Source organism: Mesobaculum littorinae (assembly GCF_004011175.1).
GTDB lineage: Bacteria > Pseudomonadota > Alphaproteobacteria > Rhodobacterales > Rhodobacteraceae > Tranquillimonas > Tranquillimonas littorinae.
Map to the genome: position 1 here is coordinate 48,281 of NZ_RQXX01000006.1, position 20,476 is coordinate 68,756.

Genomic DNA, 20,476 nt, shown 5'->3' on the forward strand with positions numbered 1-20,476 from the left:
GGGCGCTCCGAGTCTATCCGCACACCGGGGCAGTCCACGCCCCCCGACCATCCGCGCCCCTGACAGTCAGGCGCGACCGCGCCGCTCAGAGATTGGCAGGCGCCGCCTCGGATGACAGGGCGATCATTCTCTGGGCGACCTCGGCATAGGCCGCGCCCCATGCCGCGCGCATCTCGGGCGTCAGGCGATCGCCCAGGATGTCATCCAGCGTGCCCAGGAACGCGATCCCGACCGCATTGTAATGCGCCGGCACCGCGCCATAGGCCGCGTGACGCAACGCAAGGGGCCGCAGCAGCCCGCGCAGCTTTTCCTCGTCATCCGCGGCGCGCAGGATCGCCGTGACCATCGTCACCAGCATTTCGACCTGCGGCGCGATGTCTTCGCCGAACATCGGGCGCACCTGCGGCGCCATCGCGAAAAGCCGGGAATAAAGAAGCGTGCCCGCCTGCCGTTTGCGGCGGTAGATCGTGGAGAAACTGGCCTTCACCAGCTGCATCTGTTCGGGTGTCATGGCTGTACCTCCGGGTCGCGCCTGACTAGCGCAACAGGGTGAACCCGGGGTTAACCTCGTGGTGCCGCCCCCCTTTTTCCGACCCTCACATGGGCCATGGAAAGGGGGGCTGCTGATCAGAGCGGTTGCGGCGGGCGTCGCAGGTCCAGCGTTGCGGGAAACTCGGGGTGGGGCATCTCGGGCACCGGCCGGTAGGACCCCGGCGTATGCCCGTGCGCCTGGAACCGCGCGAGGCGCCGCGCCTCGGCCTCGTTTCCATTGACCGGGAAGGTGTCGTAGTTCCGCCCGCCGGGATGGGCCACGTGGTAGACACAGCCGCCCAGCGCCCGCCCGGTCCAGGTGTCGAAGACATCGAAGGTCAGCGGCGCGTCGACAGGCAGCGTGGGATGCAGCGCCAGCGGCGGCTGCCACGCCTTGTAGCGCACCCCCGCCACCCGCGCCCCGCCCGGAACGGACGTCAGCGGCACGGTTCGGCGGTTGCAGGTGACGGCATAGCGGTCGGGGTCGGCGGCTTTGAGCTTGACCTGAACCCGCTCGACCGAGCTGTCGGTGTAACGCACCGTGCCGCCGATGGCGCCGGTTTCGCCCAGCACGTGCCATGGCTCCAGCGCCTGACGCAGCTCGAGCGTCGCGCCCTCGACCTCGATCTCGCCGCAGAAGGGAAAGCGGAACTCGGCCTGCGCCGCGAACCACTCGGGCCGCAGGTCGAAACCGTGGTCGCGCAGGTCGGCCAGCACCTCGAGGAAATCTGTCCAGATATGTTCGGGCAGCATGAAGCGGTCGTGCAGCGCGGTCCCCCATCGGCTGGGACGCCCCTGCAGCGGCGCGTTCCAGAACCGCGCGATCAGGGCACGCAGCAAAAGCTGTTGCGCCAGGCTCATCCGCGGGTCGGGCGGCATCTCGAAACCGCGAAACTCGACAAGACCCAGCCGACCGGTGGGGCCGTCGGGCGAATAAAGCTTGTCGATGCAGATCTCGGCGCGGTGGGTGTTGCCGGTGACGTCGATCAGGATGTTGCGCAGAAGCCGGTCGGTCAGCCACGGCGCAGGCGCGTCGCCCTGCCCCGGCGCGGGGATCTGCGCCAGCGCGATCTCGAGCTCGTAGAGGCTGTCGTGTCGCGCCTCGTCGATCCGCGGCGCCTGGGATGTGGGCCCGATGAAGAGCCCGGCAAAGAGGTAGGACAACGACGGATGCCGGTTCCACTGCAGGATCAGCGATTTCAGCAGGTCGGGCCGCCGCAGGAAGGGACTGTCGTCCGGGGTCGCCCCGCCGACGACGACGTGGTTGCCGCCGCCGGTGCCCGTATGCCGCCCGTCGATCATGAACTTGTCGGCGCCCAGCCGGGTCTGGCGGGCCTCTTCATAGATCGCCTCGGTCGTGGCGACGCACTCCTCCCAGTCGTGTGCGGGATGGATGTTGACCTCGATCACCCCGGGGTCGGGCGCCACCCGGATGACATTCAGCCGGGGATCGTCGGGCGGCGCGTAGCCCTCGATATGCACGGGCAGACCAAGGTCCTTCGCCGTCGCCTCGGCCACGGCCAGAAGCTCGAGATAGGCGTCGGCCGATTCCACCGGGGGCATGAAGACGCACAGCCGCCCGTCGCGCGGCTCGACCGAAATCGCGGTGCGCACCGGGTCGGCGCCGCTGCCGATCTGCTGGGCGACGACCTCCTGCACCGGCCCGGAAGCGGTGAAGCGCGCGGCGTGCTGCGCCGATCCGGGCGCGGCACCGGCCGGGGCCTCCGGCGCGCCATGGCCCGGAACGCGCCGCGGCGCGAGGTCGGGCAGCGGGCCACGGGGGGCGCTGGGGTCGGTCACGTAGGTATAGGGGTACTCGGCCTCGGGCAGGTGCGGCAGCGATTCCAGAGGCAGGCGATAGCCCACGGGGCTGTCGCCGGGGATCAGGAACAGGTGGTCGCGCCGCAGGCTCCACCTTTCGCTCAGCCACCCGGGCCGGGCCGCCGCCTGCGCCTGCTGCACCCGCTGGTCCAGCTTGATCGGCAGCACGTGGCCCGAGGGATCTGTCAGCCCGCGGCCAAAGACGCGGGCGATGCGGTGCCGCTCCTCGGGATCGCGCAGCTTGGGGTTCTCGGGCGTGACGTTGTCGGGCAGATTGCCCTCTTTCAGAACCCACTGCGCCGGATCCTCGTAGGCGGGCAGCACGTTCTCGGGGGGCACGCCCAACCGCTCGGCCATGCCGCGCATGAAGGCGTCGGACTGCGCCGGGCCCGCGCCGGTGTCGGCGCCTTCCTCGGCCACCAGTCCGGCATCGGCCCACACCGGCTTTCCGTCTCGCCGCCAGTAAAGCGAGAAGGTCCAGCGCGGCAGCGTCTCGCCCGGGTACCACTTGCCCTGACCGTAGTGCAGGAACCCGCCCGGGGCGAAACGGTCGCGCAGGCGACGGATCAGGGTATCGGCCAGCTCGCGCTTGGTGGGCCCAACGGCGGCGGTGTTCCACTCGGCCGCCTCGAAATCGTCGATCGACACGAAGGTGGGCTCGCCCCCCATGGTCAGCCGCACGTCGCCCGCCTCGAGCGCCGCGTCGACCTTGCGGCCCAGCGCGTTCAGCGCGTCCCAGCTTTCGTCCGAAAAGGGCTTCGTGATGCGCGGATGCTCGGCCATGCGCCGCACCTGCATGTCGAAGTCGAAATCGACCTCGGCAAAGCTCGCCACGCCCGAAATCGGGGCGGCGTTGGCGTAGTGCGGGGTCGCGGCGAGGGGGATGTGGCTTTCCCCGGTCAGAAGCCCGCTGGTCGGATCGAAGCCGACCCACCCCGCGCCGGGCAGGTAGACCTCGACCCAGGCGTGCAGGTCGGTGAAATCGACATCCGTCCCCGAGGGCCCGTCCAGCGCCTCGAGGTCGGGTTTCAGCTGGATCAGGTAGCCCGAGGTGAAGCGCGCGGCGAAGCCCAGGTTGCGCAGGATCTGGACCAGCAGCCACGAACTGTCGCGGCACGAGGCGGTGCCGCGTTCGAACGTCTGCTCGGGCGTCTGCACGCCGGGCTCCATCCGGATAACATAGCCGATCTCCTGCGACAGCCGGGCATTCAGACCGACAAGGAAATCGACGGTGCCCTGCGTGTCGCGCGGGATCGTATCGAGAAAGGCGCGCAACCGCGGTCCCGCCGGCTCGGGCGTGCGATAGATCGACAAATCCGGCGCCAGGTCGGCGGGATAGTCGAAGGGCCACTCCTGCGCCGTCTCCTCGACGAAGAAATCGAAGGGGTTGTAGACCGACATGTCGGCGACGAGGTCGACCTCGATCTTCAACTCGCGCACAGGCTCGGGGAAGACGAAGCGCGCCAGCCAGTTGCCGTAGGGGTCCTGCTGGTGGTTGACGAAGTGCCCGCCCGGGCTGACCTTCAGCGAATGCGAGATGACGCGGGTGCGCGATTGCGGCGCCGGACGCAGCCGGATCACCTGCGGGCCCAGCGTCACGGGCCGGTCGTAGCGATAGTGCGTCCGGTGGTAGATACTCGCGGTAATCGGCATTGGCGGTTCCGTTGCTTTCGTTTGACGCGACCGTTCCACAGTTTCCTTGCCTATACCAGCCACACATCCGCCCCGGGGCGCCGTAAACAGGGTCCATTTTCACGCTGAGATCACGGCAAACGTGATCGTATACGGATTGGAAATCTCTGAGGAGACAGGATGAATTCCGATTCGCCGCGGTTTGGCCCCACGCGACGCGACACACTGGTCGGCGATGCGCTCTCGCCCTTGCCGACCCTCACCGATCGCCAGGCCACCGCGGCCGAGGATCCTGCCTTCAAGGCTGCAAAGGGGCTGCCGCATGATTCCATGGGGCGGGTCGACCCCGAGATGATCCGTGCGATGCGTGAGAGGTTGAACGGATCGGGTGCCGCCCTCGACACCCGTCCCGAACGGCGGGTCGGCGCCGCCTGCACCGATGCGCCCGTCGCCACCCGCGTGGACGACAGGTGCGACGGCACATCGGCCGGGCCGTGGATGTACCATGTCCTTGACCGTGACGGACAGGTCCGCTCGCCGCACCGGCTTTGGCCCGGCGTCGACAGCCGGCTGACCAAGGACGGCGGGGTGCCGCTGGCCCCCGCCCTGCCGCCGCCCCCCGCCCCCGCAGGCGCCGAGGCCGAGGCCGAGATGGCCGAGCTTTACGCCATGGCGCTGGTGCGCGATGTGCCCTTCGCCGCGATGGGCGATCCGGGGCACCGGGTCGACCCCGACGGGCACACGCCCTTCGTGCTGTCGGACCTTTTGCGTGAAATGGCGCGGTTCGACTGGTTCGGCGGCGCGGCGACCGACGGACCGCTAAGCCGCCGCGCCGCGGCACGGCGCGCCGCCCGACGCGACGATGCGGGGCGGCTGCTGCCCGGACGGCTGTTCCAGGGCAGTGCAGGCGCCCGGCCCCGCCCCGCCCTGTCGCCGCTTCTGCACCTCGGGACCGAGGGCGACGGCACGGGCCGTGCGGCACTGGCGGGCTGTAGCTTCGACATGACCGTCGCCGCCCCTGCCTCGGGGCGGGAATACCTTTGCGACTGGTTCGAGTGGCTGGACGCGCAGGGCGGGGCGGCGCATGTCGCCCGCCACGAGCCGCGCCGCGTGCGGCTGCCACAGACCCCCCGCGATCTGGCCGGGCTGGTGCAGACCCGGCCGGCCGAGACGCCGATATCGGCCGCGGCACTGACGCTGCTTCGTGCAGGCGCGGGCTTCGACCCCGGACTGCCGGACCCCAGCGGCGCCACGCGGCTGGACGACGCGCTGGCCGAGCCTGCCGCGCTGGTCGCGCTGATCGCCGATGTCTGCGAAGAGGCGCGGCTGGCCGTGCTGCGCTCGCCGGGCCTGCTGGGCCTTCGCGCCCGGCCCGAGGCGACGGCAGCGCGGCTGCACACCGCGATCAACGGGCAAAGCCACCTGCTGGGGCCTGCGGCGGCGGCGCAGGTCCGGCTGGCGGATCACATCGCCCTTCGCGCGCCTGCGCTTGTCTGCTGGAGCGATGCGCTGACCCGGCGCCAGCGGCGCGACAGCGCGGTCGCCCGCGCGCTGGTCCCGAACCCGGCGGCGCCGCGCCCCGCCCTGCCGCGGGCGATCACCTGCATGATGCTGCCCGTGGCCTGGCCCGCGGGTGCCCCGCCGCACCCCGCCCACGCGCTGGCCTACGCCGCCGCGGCGGGGGCCGGGGTGACGCTGCTGAAGGCGCTGTTGCGCCTGCAGCGCGGTGATCGGGCGCTGCAGCTGCGGGACCTGTCCCTGCCGGACGGTCCGGCGCGCGGGGGGGCGGACGGGGGTGCGGATGGCGATGGCCCGACGACGTTGATCGACGATCTCGACACCCTTGCCGCCAACCTTGCCGACGGGATGCGCTTTGCCGGCGTCGGCTGGGCCAGTGACGCTTACGAAGGCCTGCGCTTCGGCGAGCGGGTCGCGACGGGGTTCATCGAAACCTGCCTGAGCGAGGCGCATCAGCCAGCGGTGCTGAGCTTTCCTGATTTCGACCATCGCCGGGTCGCCGTCGCGCACCTGGGACAGGGCCGGACCCGCACCGCGATCCAGGGCCTGGCCGGGCCGGACTGGTGGGACGCGGCAACGCGCGCCTATCCGGACCTTGTCGAACGCCCCGCCCGCGCCCGGCCACGGCACTGCCGACCGTAGAGCCGTGCGGTCGGCAGAGCGAACCTGACCACCGACACGGTCCGGCCCGGGACCCGGGGCGGCGCGGTGCCGGGCTGGCCATACCTCCGGCGTCATCCTATTGCTGGGGGCAGAAACGCTTCATTTGCGAGACATGGACATGCTGGGATCCGACCCAACCCTGATCGACGACGTGCGCGCGCGGTTCGCCCATGTCGACCGCTGCCCCTTTACCGGCGAGCGGATCTTCTTCGAGAACGCCGGCGGGGCCCTGACGTTGCAAAGCGTGGTCGACCGCAGCGCCGAACTTGCCGCAATTCCCGACAACCAGGGCCGCGACAACCCGGCCTCGGCCGCGCTGATGGAGATGATCGCCGAGGGCCGGGCCGATGCGGCGACCTTCTTCAACGCCCCCGAAAGCGGGCAGATCATCGTCGGCGAAAGCGGGACCGAGTTGCTGTTTCGCCTGATCTCGGTCGCGATCCTCGGCGCGGGGCCCGGCGGGCATGTCCTGGGATCCACGCTGGAACATCCGGCCTCGGCCTCGGCCTGCCGCCGCTGGGCCGAGGTCGCGGGCGTGCCCTATATCACCGTGCCGCACGACGATGCCACGGGCACCGTCACGGCCGAGGAGTATGCCGCCCATGCGACGCCCGAAACCCGCGTCGCCACGATCCTGCACACCTCGCCCGTGACGGGCATGGGCGTGGACGTGAGAGCGGTGGCCGCGGCGATCCGCAAGGTCGCGCCCGAGTGCCTGATCATCGTCGACGGGATCCAGCATGCCGCGCACGGGCATGTCGACGTCGCGGCCTATGGCATCGACGGCTACGTGATCTCGCCCTACAAGGCGTTTTCGCGCCATGGCTACGGGCTGGCTTGGCTGTCTGACCGGCTGACAGCCCTGCCCCACAACGCGCTGACCGGCGCGCCCGCCGGCCAGTGGGAGCTGGGCACCCGTGACACCGGCGCCTATGCGACGTTTTCGGAAGTCGTGCGCTATCTCGACTGGCTGGGCGAGCGGCTGGGCGAAACCGGCCCCCGCCGTGCCCGGATCGAGGCCGCCGCGACGGCGATCCACGACCACGAGGCCGACCTTTGCCGCGCGATGATCCACGGCACCGGCAACCAGGCCGGGCTGGCCGACCTGCCGGGGGTGGGCATTCTTGGCGGTGTCGAGAACCCGGCGCGCGAGGGGCTGGTGTCGATCACCGTCGAGGGGATGGGGGCCGTGGACGTGGTCTCGGCCCTGCGGGACCGCGGCATCCGGGTGCATGCGCGCAAGGCGGACCACTACTCGGGCAATATCCTGACGCCGCTGGGGCTGGAGACCTGCACGCGGGTGTCGATGTGCCATTACAACACCGAAGCCGAGGTGGCGACGTTTCTTGCCGCGATGCGGGAGATCGTGGGGGACTAGGACCCCCGTTGCGACGCGCGGGCGCGTCGCCCCAGGCAGGGGGTTCCACCCCCCGCACCCCCCGGGAGTATTTTGGAAGAGAAGAAGGAAGAAGAGTCGCGTTTCTGACGACAGTCAGCCTGCAAGGGCGAGCTCGGGGGCGCGGTCGTCGAGCGTGGTGGTGCGGCGCAGTTCGCGCGGTTCGTCGAGGTCGAAATGGCGACCGCGGTGCAGGGTCTGACGGTTGTCCCAGATGAGCGTGTCGCCCTCCTTCCACGTGTGGCGGTAGACGAAACGCGGGGCTGTCGCATGTTCGAGCAGATCCAGCAGGATCATCCGGCCTTCTGGCACGGTCATCCCCTCGATCCGGCGGGCGTGGACGCCGATGAAGAGATGCCGACGCCCCGTGCGCGGATTGGTGCGGACCACCGGCCACATCGCGGGATCGATCGCGGCGATCTGGTCGGCGTCGTAACTGTCGTCGCCCAGCAGGAAGCGCGAATGCAGCGCGAAGTGCTCGGCCATCCGGTCGTTGACCAGGTCCCTGATACGCGGGTCGAGTGCGTCGTAGGCCGCGCGCAGGTCGGCGAACTCGGTCTCTCCGCCCCATGAGGGGGTCCGCACCGAATGCAGCATGGAATACTTGGCTGCGGGCTTCTGGAACGAGCTGTCCGAGTGCCACAACTGGTTGGCGATGTTGTTGAGGATCCGCTTGTCGGTGCGCGCCGCCGGCTTTCCGTCCCGGCCTAGGTTCGAGATATCGCCGACCTCGGCCTCGGCGTTGCGGGCCTGCTTCATCACCACCTTCTTGAACCCGATGTCGAGGGGGCCGAACTGGCGGGTAAAGGCCAGCTGTTCCTCGGTCGTCATCGGCTGATCCCGGATCAGGACAAGCGCGTGTTCGTCCATCAGGCGGTCGATCTCCTCGACCGCCTCCGGAGAAAGCGGCGCGCGGACGTCGAGGCCGCCGGTGATCGCCACGCCGAAGGGACCGTCTAGCGGTCGGGTCGTGAACATGTGGGATCCTCCCCCCTTTGCGTCGGGCCGGGCTGCGGCACCTCCCTGCCGCGACCCCGCCCGGGATGGCCGCGTCAGGCGCGGTCGGCCTTCTTCGTCACCGTGATCGTGCCCGCGTCGGCGTCGACCTCGACCCAGTCGCCGGTTTCGATCGTCTCGAACGGATCGGCGTCGCAATCGGTCATCGCCGGCACCCGTGTCACCACGCAGCCCAGCGCCACCTTGGTCGTCAGCCGGGTGAAGATCATCGCCGCGGGGGCTACGCCATTCATCCGGCACATGTGGAAATAGGCCGACCAACCCGAAGACCCCTTGGCCCCCGGAAACACCAGCACCTTGCCCGCGAAGCTTTGCCCGCGCAGTTCATGGCGCAGCTCGATGATCGAGCCTTCGCGTTCGTTGATGCCGCCCCAGCCCGAGATCGTTTCGGTGGTGACCAGCGCCTCGCCGGAGGCCTTCCCGCCCACGACACGGCGGCCGCTGAGGGTGATCCTGTCCAGTGCCTTGTCCATCACGCGGCCCCCTTCCATTCGCCGTCGACCGCGGCATTGACGCAGTCGCGGACCGACCCGAACCAGCCCTGCACCTTGGTGATCGCGGGCAGGTAATGGGCCTGCTTGGCGCTGTCGGTGGCGATCACCCGCACCCCCTTGGGCATCCGACGCGAAATCGACGGGCAGGTGTCCGACATGACCACCCCGCCCGCGCGTTCGATGACCTCGACATAGCCCGACCGGCGGGCCATCTGGCGGATCGCGTGCGGCGTGTGGACCCAGAGCGCGGTGTCGGGGTGCACGCGCTTGCCCTCGAGCAGCTCGGCGATCAGCGCCATCTGGTCGAGCGAGTTGTGCGGGCAGCCCAGCATGATGAAATCGACCTTGCGGTCAGTGGCCGATTGCAGGCGGGCATAGGTCTCGGCCCGCTCCTTGGCGCCATAGGTGAAGGTCTCTTCGGCACGGCCGGGGCCGAACGCCTCTTCGACCGTCGCGGCCTCGGGCGTGAGGCCGGGGATGTGGTAAAGCTCGACCCCGCCGGACGACGCCGCGGCCGCACCGAAATGTTTGAGCTTTTCCAGCCGGGCCGAAGATCCGAGCCCTGTCAGGCAGGGCTTGTTCTCTTCCACCGCGAAGCCGGTGAAATAGCCCAGAAGGCCCCAGTCCATCATGTCCTCGACCTCGATCTCGACATTGATGCGACGGTCGGCATAGCGGTTTTCGGGCAGGTGATAGCCGAAATAGGGGATGCGGCCCGTCAGCGCCGCGGCGCCGGTGCTTTCCTTGCCCTCGACATTGGTGCGCGCCCCGATGACCGAATTGCAGTAGATCACCGCCGAGCTTTCCATCCAGGCGCAGTGCTCGCCGCGGACGGGCACGTTGCCGACCTGATAGGGCGTGCATGTACACATCTGGTTGATACCGCGGGCCCCCTGGTAGGCTTCGGACTTCTTCTGAAGCTCGGCCATGTCGGGGTCGACGCCCTGCAGCTGCCAGTTCTCGTTGTCGATGCCGGTGATCAGTTGGCAGGTGGGCACGACGACATGCGGGATCTCGACCGTATCGTCGCTGTCGAGGTTCAGCTCGGAATAGACCCGGTCGAACCCGTCCTTCGCCATCTCGCGCACACTGGGGGTCGAGGCGTTGAAGGCGCCCGCCACGTTGCGTGTCTCGATCAGATACGGGGCGTCCAGCGCCTCGCCATAGCGGATCAGCAGGTCCATGGCGCGGGCGACGGCAGGGCCGCCCTCGCCGTCACGCATGGCCTTTTCGGCGTCGGTCAATCGCACGATGTCCTCCTCCCTCGGGGTCGCGGGGCGATAGGGCGGGCCCTTCGACCCGGGCCGGGGGTGTCTTCGCCCCCCGGGCTCGCCCCCTGCTCTGTATACATAACATCGCCGATGCTTGACAAAGTCAAGCGGGTTGGCCGGTATCCTCCCGTCGCGACGGCAGGCTCGTGCTCAGGGGAAGCTCGCGCAGCGCCAGCGAGATCAGGCAGGCCAGCAGCGCCAGCGCCGAGGCCGTCTGGAAGATCGGGTGCAGCGCCTCGGCAAACCCGTGGGTGATGGCCAGGCGCGCGGCCTCGGGCAGGCTGTTGACCACTGCGGGGCTGAGCGAGCCCAGACCGCCCTGCGCCAGCTCGTCCGGCAGCTGCCCGTCCAGCAGGTCCGCCAGGCGCATCGCGAAGATGGCGCCGAAGGCCGCGGTGCCGATCGACCCGCCGATCATCCGGAACATGTTGGCGCTGGCCGTGCCCACGCCCAGCATCGACACCGGCACGGCGTTCTGGATCGCCGTCACGCCGGTGGACATCACCGGCCCGATGCCGATACCTGCCACGAAAAGATAGATCGCGATCCGCCAGATCGGCGTTTCGGCGGCGATCGTCGACATCAGCGCCATGCCGGCGGCCAGCACCCCCGTCGACAGGATCGGGAACAGCTTGTAGCGGCCCGTCCGGCTGATCGCCCGGCCCGCAAGCGCCGAGGTCCCGATCAGCCCCACCATCATCGGCAGCAACATGATGCCCGAGGCCGTGGGGCTGAGCCCCTTCACCGTCTGCATGAAGAGCGGCACGAAGGTGATCGCCCCGAACATCGCGACGCCCACCATGAAGCCCACGAGGTTCACCACCACGAAGTTGTTGTTGCGGAACAGCGCGAGCGGCATCACCGGCTCGGTCGCATGCGCCTCGCGCCAGACGAACCCCGCAAGTGCCGCAAGGGCCGCCGCACCGAGACCCAGCACCGTGGGCGACAGCCAGGGCATCGTCGAGCCGCCGATATTGGCGACGAGCACGGTCGCCGACAGGAACATGGTCATCAGAACCGCGCCGGCATAATCGATCTGCCGTCGAACCCGGGCGCGGGACTTCAACGCGACCCCAAGCGTGACGAAGGCCACGACAGCGACCGGCACGTTGACGAAGAAGATCGAATGCCAGCCCAGCGTCTGCACCAGAAGCCCGCCGATCAGCGGCCCGATCACCGTCGACAGGCCGAAGACCGCGCCCAGCATGCCCTGCACCTTGCCGCGGTCGCGCGGCGGCAGGATGTCCCCCACCACGGCCATCGACACCACGATCAGACCGCCCGCGCCCAGGCCCTGAACCGCCCGCCCCGCGACGATCATGCCCATGTTCTGCGCCCCCGCGCAGAGAAGCGACCCGAGGGTAAAGACCACGAGCCCCGCCTGTATTACGACCTTTCGTCCGAAAAGGTCGCCCAGCTTGCCATAAATCGGCGCGCTGACGGTCGAGGCCAGAAGATACGCCGTGATCAGCCACGTCATGTGTTCCAGGCCGCCCAGATCGGTTACGATCACCGGCAGCGCGGCCGACACGACCGTCTGGCCCAGCGACGCGCACAGAAGCACGGTCGCGACGGCGGCGAGGATCAGCCGGACCGGCTGTGCCCCCGCCTCGGTCGCGGCGGACGACAACACGGGTGGGCCGCCGGGCGCGGCAGGATAGGGCGAGGATGCGTGATCGGCGACAGAAGACATTGCAGCAAGAAACCCTGAAACTGCCCGAGGCGCCGAGGCGCGCGGGACAGGAAACGATAACGGCGATTGAAGACGGGACGTCGCCTCAATACATGTGCGCATAACATGTATATGTCAATGTCACGCATCCGCGAGTCTCAACCATCCTGGGCCAACCACCCTCATCCAGACATCCGGGGACAATAATGAGCGACACCAGAAACCGGGCCCTGGCCCATCTTGCCCGGGCCGGGATCGATGCCGACACCGCCGAGGCAGTGTGGGAGATCGATACCATCCTGCTGTACTGGCGGCGCCGGGTGATGAAACGCGAGATGTCGCAGCGGGCGCTTTCGGCCCTCGGCATCCAGATGGAGCTACCGCAGCTCGATGTCCTGATGGCGCTGACCGCCCCCGGGGATGATGACGAGGATGAGGTGATGGTCTCGACCGTCGCGCAGCGCCTGGGCGTCGACCCGTCCCGGGCCAGCCGCCTGACGGCCGACCTGATCCGATCGGGCCATGCCCGGCGGGCCGTCAGCCAGATCGACGCGCGGCGCTCGATCATCGAAGTGTCGTCCAAGGGCCGCGCGGTGGTCGAGGCGGTGCGCAGCTTTCGCTACATCCTGCTGGGCGAATACCTGCAGGGATGGTCCGCCGAGGATCTGAACCGCTTCGTGCCGCTGCTCGCCCGGTTCAGTTCGTGGACCGACACGCTGGACCACGACCGGTCGGCCGCCCTGCAGCGCGACATCGACGCCCTGCGCGCCAGCGTGCGCGAGGCGCTGGACACCCCCGACGCCTGACCCGGCGCCCTAGCGCCGCCCTTCGCGCATCCAGGCACCCAGGCTGAGGCCGGCCGCCAGCACCAAGAACAGCCAAGCCGGCACAAGCGGCGTGACCGTGACGTCCGAGGTGACATAGGCGTGCCGCGGCGTCACCCCGATCCAGCCACGCCCCGCCGCCGGGCGCCCCTCGCGCACCTGCCGCACCGACGGGACCCCGTCCTCAAGCCGCACTATCCCGCCGCGCCCGCGCGCCACGACAGGTTCAAGCGCGGCGCCCGAGGCGACGGTCTCCTCGAATTCCCGCGGCGCGGCCGGGCCCAGCGCGATGACCGCGCTCTGATCGCCCTCGGACAGACGATAAAGCCCGATCTCGGGGCCCGTCACCTCGGCTTGGAACCGGCCCGGCGCAACCTCTTGCAGGGGCGCGGTGGTGACGTTGCCGTCGGGGCCGGTGATCTCCAGCTCGCCCACCTCGTCGGCCAGGGTGCGCCGGGTGACTGTCATCCGCTGCCCCTCTGCCGTGGCAGTCAGCGCCTCTTCGTCCAGCTCGGGCTCTTTCATCATCCAGTGGGCCAGGCGGCGCAGCAGTTCCAGCTGTGGCCCGCCGCCCTCGAACCCGCGCGACCACAGCCACGCCTGGTCCGACCCCAGAAGCGCCACGCGCCCCTCGCCGACCCGGTCGAGCACCAGAAGCGGGCGGTCGCCGACGCCCTGCATCACCACCTGCCCCGCCCGCGGATCAAGGTCGATCTGCCGGAACCACCGCCCCCAGCCCGGCGCACCCTCCGCCCCCGGAGGGGCCAGATCCGGCAGGCCCGCCGTCACCGGGTGGCGTTCGCCTAGCGGCGCCAGTTCGGGCAGGTAGCCGCGTTCGATCACCCGGCCCGTGGGCGCAGCGGGAAGGATCTGGCCCAGCGGGGTGCGATAGATCGAATCCGCCGAGGCAAAGTCCGGCCCGGCCGCGATCAGCACCGCACCGCCGTCTTCGACATAGCGGCGAATATTGTCGAAATAGATCGCGGGCAGGATGCCGCGCCGCTTGTAACGATCAAAGATGATCAGGTCGAATTCGTCGATCTTGTCCAAAAACAGCTCGCGCGTCGGAAAGGCGATCAGGCTCAGTTCACTGACCGGCACACCGTCCTGCTTTTCCGGCGGCCGCAGGATGGTGAAATGCACGAGGTCGACGCTTGAATCCGACTTCAGCAGGTTGCGCCATGTCCGTTCGCCCGGGTGCGGCTCGCCCGACACCAGAAGCACGCTGAGACGGTCGCGCACCCCGTTGATCTGCACGACAGCCGTGTTGTTGCGGTCGGTCAGTTCGCCCTCGGCGGCGGGTGTGGTGAACTGGATCACGTTGGTGCCGCCATGCGTCAGCGTCAGGGGCAACGTCAGGTCCTCGCCCACGGGGACGCGCACCTGCCGCACCGCGCCGCCGTCGACGGCGACGTCAAGCTCGACCAGCCCGTCGCCCGCAGGTGCCTGACCCTGGTCCTCGATCCGCAGGGTCAGCGTCACCTCCTCGTCGAGGATGGCGAAGGCAGGGGCGTTCTCGACCACCAGCCGGCGGTCCCAGTCATCCTCGTGCCCCGTCAGCAGCACATGCAGCGGCGCGGGCAGATCGGGCGCGCGGTCCACATCGTGCAGCCGCCCGTCGGTCAGAAGAACCGCGCCCGCCAGCCGTCCGCGCGGCTCTTCGGCGACGGCCTCCGACAGGGCGGTCATCAGCAGCGTGCCCTCGTCCCCGGGCGCATCGCCCAGCGAGACGACGCGCAGCTCGGTATTCTCCAGTCCCGCGATCGCGCGCTCCATCTCGTCGATGGCGCGGGCCGTCTGCACGGCCCTGTCCGACAGCGTCTGGCTGGCGCTTTCATCGACCACCAGGACGACGATGTCGGACAGGGGCGTCTGCGCCTCGTCCTGCAACGACGGGTTGGCCAGAGCCGCCAGCAGGGCCGCCCCGGCAAGCCCGCGCAGCCACCATCCCGGAAGACGCCGCCACAGCGCCAGGGCCACGATCAGCACGACGCCCGCCGCCGACGCCCAGATCGCGGCCCACGGCAGAAGCGGATCGTAGATCACCTGCATCATCGCGCGCTACCCCTGCTTCTTCTCTTTCGAAATACTCCCCGGGGGGCCTGCCGCAAGGCAGGCGGGGGGCAGGCAGCCCCCCTGCACCGGGTGGGGACGTGAGGCGCCCGGCTCACTGGCCCAGCCGGTCGAGCAGCGCCGGCACATGAACCTGGTCGGATTTGTAGTTGCCGGTGAAGACATGCATCATCAGGTTGACGCCGAACCGATACGCGATCTCGCGCTGGCGCTCGCCGGCAAAGCCGCGGCCGACGGGGAACATCCATGTCCCGCCCTCGTCGCGCGCCCAGGCGGCGGCCCAGTCGTTGCCGCCGATCACGACCGGCGTCACGTTGTCGTTGAGGTTTCGGAACGGCATCCCCTCGACCTGCCGCGCATCGGCCGGCGCGGCCTCGACCCAGATGTCGCGGCCGGCATAGCGGCCGGGAAAGTCCTGAAGCAGGTAGAAGGCCCGCGTCAGTACATGGTCCTGCGGGATCGGCTCAAGCGGCGGGATGTCCAGCGGCGCGGCCAGCTCCTGCAACCGGTCGCCCGCCGGCGTACCGCTGCCGAACCCCGCCACATCGGCGTCGCGCGTGTCGAACAGGATCATCCCCCCGGTCCGCAGGTAGGTGTTGAGCCGCGCATAGGCCGCATCCGACGGGATCGGCTGATCCGCCGTCACCGGCCAGTAGAGAAAGGGATAGAAGGCCAGCTCGTCCGTTTCGACATCGACGCCCATGGGCGCGGCGGGCTCGATCGAGGTTCGTTCGTACAACACGCGCGACAGGCCACGCAGCCCCGCCTGTGCGACGGCGTCGACCTGCGCGTCACCGGTCAGCACATGCGCCAGAACCACCTCGGACGTCGCCTCGACCGCGCGGGCATCCGCCGCGGCATCGGGGGCAGTGGTCGGGGAGGTGTCGGCCCCGGCGCCCGCGGGGCCACCGGTCGCGGCACCGGCCCCGCCCGCCGGGTCGGTCGTGCCTTGCGCGCGGGCGCCGGGGCCCGGCAGCGCCAGAAGCAGCGCGACCGCGATCACCGCCGCCCCGCCGGCCCTGCGGCGCAGCCCGCCCAGACGTCCGCCGATCCAGAGCGAGGCCAGGAGGTCGAGCGCCAGCAGGATCAGCGCGGCGGTCAGCATCGGGCCCTGCAGCGGCGTCTCGTCCCCCAGCTCCAGCCCCTCGACCGTCACGTCGTCGGGCCAGGCGGTGGGGACGAGCGTGGTCTGCCCGTCGCCGACATTCAGCGCGACCCACCGGTCGTCGCCGGCATAAAGCCCCGGCGGGGTGTCGGGCCCGGGGCGCGCGCTGGCCAGCACCTCGCCCGGAAGGCCCGGCAGGTTCCCCGGATCGACAACCCGTCCGCGCGCATCCAGCACCGCGTCGGGCACCCATGTCGTGCCCTCGAGATCCCCCGGCTCGGGCCGTTCCGTGGCCGAAGAAATGGCAAGCCGTTCCAGCATCTCGACGAAGAGGCCCGAGATCGGCAGTGTCGACCACTCGGCGGTCGCGGTGACATGGAACAGCACGACCTGCCCCTGCCCCATCCGCTTGCGCGTGACGAGCGGTGTGCCGTCGGTGAGCGAGGCGATGGTACGGTCGGCCAGGCCGGGATCGGGCTGGGCCATCACCTGCGCCGACACGCGCACGTCGTCCGGAACGGCAAGCCCGGCAAAGGGCGAGCCTTCGGCGAAGGTCCGAAGCGCCTTGGGTTCTCCCCAGCTCATCGCGCCGCCGACGCTGCGCCCGCCGGACCGCAGGCGCACGGGCAAAAGCGGGTCCTCTTCGGCGCGGCTGACCTCGCTCGCGGCGAGGCGCGGACCGGCAAAGCGCAGAAGCACCCCACCGCCGTCGATCCAGTCGAGCAGAGCTGTCTCTTCGGCCGCGGTCACGGTGGCGATGTCGGCCATGATAATGACGTCGGGATTGGCCAGCAGAACCTCTTCGATCGGGCCGTCGATCAGGTCAGCGCTGGGTGAAAGCGCCTGTTCCAGGTAATGCGTCGGCGCCAGAAGCCGCAGCCCCTCGCGGTTGCCGCCACTGCCCAGAAGCGCGATCTCGCGCCGCTTGAGGCTGTCGTCGGTCAGGCTGACCGCGCCGGCCGACCGCACGCCCGCGACCTCGAACCGGGTCACGCGGTTGCGCAGCTCCGGCGGCAACTCCAGCGCGACCGGGGCGGTGCCGGCGCCGTCGGCAAAGCGCGCGATGCCCCGGCCCAGCTCGCGCTCGACCCCGTTCGGGTCAAGCCCGTGGGCCGTGACCGCGACCTCGGCCGGGCCGTCCGTCCGCGCGCGCAGGACATCCATGCGAACCGCCCCGTCGGTAAAGGTCGCGGGATGCAGAAGGTAGACCGGGCGCGGGCTTTCGAACACGGTGACGGGGCCTCTGTCCTGCAGGTCTGCCAGAACCGGCGCGCGCCACTCCTGCGCGACGCCATCCGACAGCCACAGCGTCTCGAAATCGCCGTCCAGCGTGTCGGCCCAGTCGGTCACCGCCGGGGCCGTTGCGGTCCAGGCGCGGGGGGCGAGCCCCGGCAGGTCGCGCGCGGCGGCATCGGCGGCGCGGAAGACCGGCGGCCCGGGCGGCAGGTCAGTCAGGGACACCACGGCGGCCAGCCGCCCGGAAACGGCGGCTTCGTCCAGCGCGGCCTCGGCCCGGGCGACGCGGCCATCCCAGTCGCGCGCATCGGCCCAGCTGCCGTCGAAGAGCACCAGCAGCGGGCCCGTCCCCTCGCCCTCGTCCACCGGGTTCAGCACGGGCCCCGCGAAGCCGATGATCACAGCCGCCAACGCCAGCATCCGCAAAAGCAGCAGCCACCACGGGGTCTTGTCGCTTTGCTGTTCCGCATCGGCGAGCCCCAGCAGCAGGGCCACGCCCGGGAACCGGCGCCGCACCGGCGCGGGCGGCACCGCGCGCAGCAAAAGCCACAGAAGCGGCAGCGCGGCGAGGGCCAGCAAGAGCCAGGGCGCGGTGAACCCTATGCCGAAGATCTGCATCATCAGGAGGGCGCCTCGAGCGCGCGGTAAAGCCACAGCAGCGCGGCGGTGGCGCTTTCGCCGGTGTGGTGGCAGTGGAACCGCCAGCCCGTCGTGCGGCACAGATCGGCCAGCCGCGCCTTTCGCTCGGCCAGCCGCTGCAGGTAGCGGTCGCGCAGGTCGCCCGCCTTCAGCGTTTCGTGCCGCAGGCTGCCGCCCATCGATTCGAACACGGTGCGACCATCGAAGGGAAACGCCTCTTCCTGCGGGTCGAGCACCTGCAGCACGACGCCCTTGACGCCCCGGTCCGCAGCCTTGAGCAGCGCCGCCTCGGTCGCGCCGAGATCGCCCAGGTAGTCCGACACGAACAGCGCCCGGCTGCGCGGCAGCATGCCGCGCGCCTCGGGCGCACCGTAATCCGCACCCTCGCCCCCATCCGACAGCGCATCGGCCAGACGCAGAAGCTGCAGATCGCCCGACCGCGGCGGCAGGCCCGGGGCGGACAGGCCCACGCGCTCCCCGCCACGGATCAGCAGGATCGCGGCGGCCATCGCCAGAAGCCGCCCGCGGTCGGATTTACGCGCCAGGGCGGCATCGCTGGAAAAGGTCATCGACCGGCCGGCATCGACCCAGAGCAGGACGGATTGCGCCGCCTGCCATTCGCGTTCGCGCACGAAATGCGCGTCCGACCGGCCCGAGCGGCGCCAGTCGATGCTGCGCGCCGGATCGCCGGGCACCGCCGCGCGATACTGCCAGAATTCGTCACCCGCCCCCGCGCGGCGGCGGCCGTGGTTGCCGATCAGCACCGTCTGCGCAAGGTGCTGGGCATCCGCGAGCAGCGGCGGCAGCGGCCCGGCAAGCGTTTCCGCCCCGGCCCTGAGACGGGCGGGGTCGCTCACGCGGCGGCTTTCGCGCGGGTCACGCCCTCGGTCACGGCGGCGATCACCGAGGCGAGGCTTTCGCCCCGGGCCCGCGCCGCGAAGGTCAGCGCCATGCGGTGCGTCAGGACCGGCACGGCCAGCGCCGCCACGTCGTCCGGCCCCGGGGCCAGACGCCCGTCGATCAGCGCCCGCGCCCGCACCGTCATCATCAGCGCCTGCGCCGCGCGCGGCCCGGGGCCCCAGCCCACGTGGGCGCGCACCGGCTCGGGCGCGGTGGGATCGTCGGGACGGCAAGCGCGGACGAGATCGAGGATCATCTCGACCACGCTGTCGCCCACCGGCATCCGCCGCAGCAGGGTCTGGGCCGCCAGCAACTCCGCGGCGGTGAAGACCGGGGTCACGGCCTCTTCCGCGACGCCGGTGGTGGCCATCAGGATGTCACGCTCGGTCTCGCGGTCGGGATAGGGCACGTCGATCTGCACAAGGAACCGGTCAAGCTGCGCCTCGGGCAGCGGATAGGTGCCCTCCTGCTCGATCGGGTTCTGGGTGGCCAGCACGTGGAACGGCTGGCCCAGGGCGTGCGGCTGCCCGGCGACGGTCACGGATTTCTCCTGCATCGCCTGCAGCAGCGCCGACTGTGTGCGCGGGCTGGCGCGGTTGATCTCGTCCGCCATCAGAAGCTGGCAGAAGATCGGGCCCTGGATGAAGCGGAAGGCGCGGTTGCCGTCCGCCGCCGTCTCCAGCACCTCCGAGCCCAGGATATCCGCAGGCATCAGGTCAGGCGTGAACTGGATCCGCGCGCCGTCCAGCCCCATGACGGTCGAAAGCGTGTCGACCAGCCGCGTCTTGCCCAGGCCCGGCAGGCCGATCAGCAGGGCATGCCCGCCGCACAGCAGCGACGACAGGACAAGGTCCACGACACCGGTCTGGCCGATGAACCGCCGGGCGATGCTGTCGCGCGCCAGCGTCAGCTTCTCGCCCAGCGCCTCGATCTCGGCGACCATGGCGCCGGCGTCGATGTCGGAGGCCGTCGCGGGCCCGGTTCCGGTTTCGGCCATGACAGATCTCCGCGGCTCGCTACATTCCCAACGAAGGTACACCTATCGCGGCCACAGGGGAGGACTAAAGCGGCGAATGGCACAAAACATCGTGAAACCGACGGCGGACAGCCTGGCCGAGGGCGCGCGTGCCGCGTCATCTGGCGGCTTGCCGCCGGTCGACAAGTGGGATCCGCCGTTCTGCGGCGATCTCGACATGCACATCGCGCGGGACGGGACGTGGTTCTACCAGGGCTCTCCCATCGGCCGGATGCCGCTGGTGCGGCTGTTCTCGTCGATCCTGAAGAAGGAGGGCGACGCCTATTTCCTGGTCACGCCCGTCGAGAAGGTCGGCATCACGGTCGAAGATGCCCCCTTCGTCGCGGTGGATTTCGAAGCGCATGCGGAGGCGGGCGCGCAGTCGATCACCTTCACCACCCATGTGGGCGACGTGGTGACCGCCGGCCCCGATCACCCGATCCGCGTGGTCCGCGACGCCGAGACGGGCGAGCCCGCTCCTTACGTCGAGGTGCGGCGCGGCCTCGAAGCGCTGATCGACCGCAAGAGCTTCTACCGGTTGGTCGAGATCGGCGAGACGGCGCCGCACGAGGGGGTCGACTGGTTCGGCCTGCGATCAGGGGGCGTTTTCTTCCCGGTGATCCCGGCGGCCGAGTTGCCCTGAGGCGGAGGCCGCCGGGCCGTGTCGCC

14 protein-coding genes are annotated in these 20,476 nt (G+C 70.1%); 4 read left to right on the forward strand and 10 right to left on the reverse strand.

Translation table 11 applies throughout. The annotated features are described in order from the left end of the window. Nucleotides 1-85: 85 nt before the first annotated feature. Entirely contained in the window at nt 86-511 is a 426-nt protein-coding gene (locus EKE94_RS15225; protein ID WP_127907491.1) for a globin domain-containing protein, read from the reverse strand. Nucleotides 512-627: 116 nt separating this feature from the next. Further along, nucleotides 628-4,005 (reverse strand): transglutaminase family protein, encoded by a 3,378-nt coding sequence (locus EKE94_RS15230; RefSeq protein ID WP_127907492.1) that lies wholly within the window; start codon nt 4,003-4,005, stop codon nt 628-630. Between the two features lie 159 nt (nt 4,006-4,164). Between EKE94_RS15230 and EKE94_RS15235 the strand changes: the two genes are divergently transcribed. Beyond that, a complete protein-coding gene (locus EKE94_RS15235) occupies nt 4,165-6,144 on the forward strand; it encodes a hypothetical protein (RefSeq protein ID WP_127907493.1) in 1,980 nt (659 codons plus the stop codon). A gap of 139 nt (nt 6,145-6,283) precedes the next feature. Then, nucleotides 6,284-7,543: an aminotransferase class V-fold PLP-dependent enzyme gene (locus EKE94_RS15240; protein ID WP_127907494.1), complete on the forward strand. Its 1,260-nt coding sequence runs from the start codon at nt 6,284-6,286 to the stop codon at nt 7,541-7,543. 114 nt (nt 7,544-7,657) lie between these two features. Here EKE94_RS15240 and EKE94_RS15245 read toward each other — a convergent pair whose 3' ends face one another. The 4 genes from EKE94_RS15245 to EKE94_RS15260 form a co-directional block, all read right to left on the reverse strand. After that, on the reverse strand, nt 7,658-8,539 hold the full coding sequence (locus EKE94_RS15245) for a TauD/TfdA dioxygenase family protein (protein WP_127907495.1): 882 nt from the start codon (nt 8,537-8,539) through the stop codon (nt 7,658-7,660). Nucleotides 8,540-8,613: 74 nt separating this feature from the next. Further along, nucleotides 8,614-9,051 (reverse strand): aconitase X swivel domain-containing protein, encoded by a 438-nt coding sequence (locus tag EKE94_RS15250; protein WP_127907496.1) that lies wholly within the window; start codon nt 9,049-9,051, stop codon nt 8,614-8,616. After that, entirely contained in the window at nt 9,051-10,322 is a 1,272-nt protein-coding gene (locus EKE94_RS15255; RefSeq protein ID WP_127907497.1) for an aconitase X, read from the reverse strand. The genes EKE94_RS15250 and EKE94_RS15255 overlap by 1 nt, the downstream gene beginning before the upstream one ends. A gap of 124 nt (nt 10,323-10,446) precedes the next feature. Beyond that, nucleotides 10,447-12,036, reverse strand: a complete 1,590-nt coding sequence (locus tag EKE94_RS15260) for an MDR family MFS transporter (protein ID WP_127907498.1) — start codon at nt 12,034-12,036, stop codon at nt 10,447-10,449. A gap of 185 nt (nt 12,037-12,221) precedes the next feature. Here EKE94_RS15260 and EKE94_RS15265 point away from each other — a divergent pair, with 185 nt between their 5' ends. Further along, entirely contained in the window at nt 12,222-12,821 is a 600-nt protein-coding gene (locus tag EKE94_RS15265) for a MarR family winged helix-turn-helix transcriptional regulator (RefSeq protein WP_127907499.1), read from the forward strand. 9 nt (nt 12,822-12,830) lie between these two features. Here the strand turns inward: EKE94_RS15265 and EKE94_RS15270 are convergent, their stop codons facing one another. The 4 genes from EKE94_RS15270 to EKE94_RS15285 all read right to left on the reverse strand — a co-directional run bounded on the left by EKE94_RS15270 (nt 12,831) and on the right by EKE94_RS15285 (nt 19,789). Continuing rightward, the gene (locus tag EKE94_RS15270) at nt 12,831-14,894 is read right to left on the reverse strand and encodes a hypothetical protein (protein WP_127907500.1); all 2,064 of its coding nucleotides are present in this window, start codon (nt 14,892-14,894) and stop codon (nt 12,831-12,833) included. Between the two features lie 112 nt (nt 14,895-15,006). Next, the gene (locus EKE94_RS15275) at nt 15,007-17,871 is read right to left on the reverse strand and encodes a DUF4159 domain-containing protein (protein ID WP_127907619.1); all 2,865 of its coding nucleotides are present in this window, start codon (nt 17,869-17,871) and stop codon (nt 15,007-15,009) included. 2 nt (nt 17,872-17,873) lie between these two features. Further along, on the reverse strand, nt 17,874-18,749 hold the full coding sequence (locus EKE94_RS15280; protein ID WP_127907501.1) for a DUF58 domain-containing protein: 876 nt from the start codon (nt 18,747-18,749) through the stop codon (nt 17,874-17,876). Next, nucleotides 18,746-19,789: an AAA family ATPase gene (locus tag EKE94_RS15285; RefSeq protein WP_206615096.1), complete on the reverse strand. Its 1,044-nt coding sequence runs from the start codon at nt 19,787-19,789 to the stop codon at nt 18,746-18,748. Before EKE94_RS15285 ends, EKE94_RS15280 begins: the two co-directional genes overlap by 4 nt. 76 nt (nt 19,790-19,865) lie before the next feature. On the opposite strand from EKE94_RS15285, the gene EKE94_RS15290 reads away from it, so the two are divergent. Continuing rightward, on the forward strand, nt 19,866-20,450 hold the full coding sequence (locus EKE94_RS15290) for a DUF1285 domain-containing protein (protein ID WP_127907502.1): 585 nt from the start codon (nt 19,866-19,868) through the stop codon (nt 20,448-20,450). Nucleotides 20,451-20,476: the final 26 nt, after the last annotated feature.

Coding starts and splice junctions, on each gene's coding strand:
- EKE94_RS15235 (WP_127907493.1), top strand. CDS start 4,165: ATGAATTCCGATTCGCCGCGGTTTGGCCCCACGCGACGCGACACACTG.
- EKE94_RS15265 (WP_127907499.1), top strand. CDS start 12,222: ATGAGCGACACCAGAAACCGGGCCCTGGCCCATCTTGCCCGGGCCGGG.
- EKE94_RS15290 (WP_127907502.1), top strand. CDS start 19,866: ATGGCACAAAACATCGTGAAACCGACGGCGGACAGCCTGGCCGAGGGC.
- EKE94_RS15260 (WP_127907498.1), bottom strand. CDS start 12,036: ATGTCTTCTGTCGCCGATCACGCATCCTCGCCCTATCCTGCCGCGCCC.
- EKE94_RS15270 (WP_127907500.1), bottom strand. CDS start 14,894: ATGATGCAGGTGATCTACGATCCGCTTCTGCCGTGGGCCGCGATCTGG.
- EKE94_RS15285 (WP_206615096.1), bottom strand. CDS start 19,789: ATGGCCGAAACCGGAACCGGGCCCGCGACGGCCTCCGACATCGACGCC.
- EKE94_RS15245 (WP_127907495.1), bottom strand. CDS start 8,539: ATGTTCACGACCCGACCGCTAGACGGTCCCTTCGGCGTGGCGATCACC.
- EKE94_RS15225 (WP_127907491.1), bottom strand. CDS start 511: ATGACACCCGAACAGATGCAGCTGGTGAAGGCCAGTTTCTCCACGATC.
- EKE94_RS15250 (WP_127907496.1), bottom strand. CDS start 9,051: ATGGACAAGGCACTGGACAGGATCACCCTCAGCGGCCGCCGTGTCGTG.
- EKE94_RS15230 (WP_127907492.1), bottom strand. CDS start 4,005: ATGCCGATTACCGCGAGTATCTACCACCGGACGCACTATCGCTACGAC.
- EKE94_RS15240 (WP_127907494.1), top strand. CDS start 6,284: ATGCTGGGATCCGACCCAACCCTGATCGACGACGTGCGCGCGCGGTTC.
- EKE94_RS15275 (WP_127907619.1), bottom strand. CDS start 17,871: ATGCAGATCTTCGGCATAGGGTTCACCGCGCCCTGGCTCTTGCTGGCC.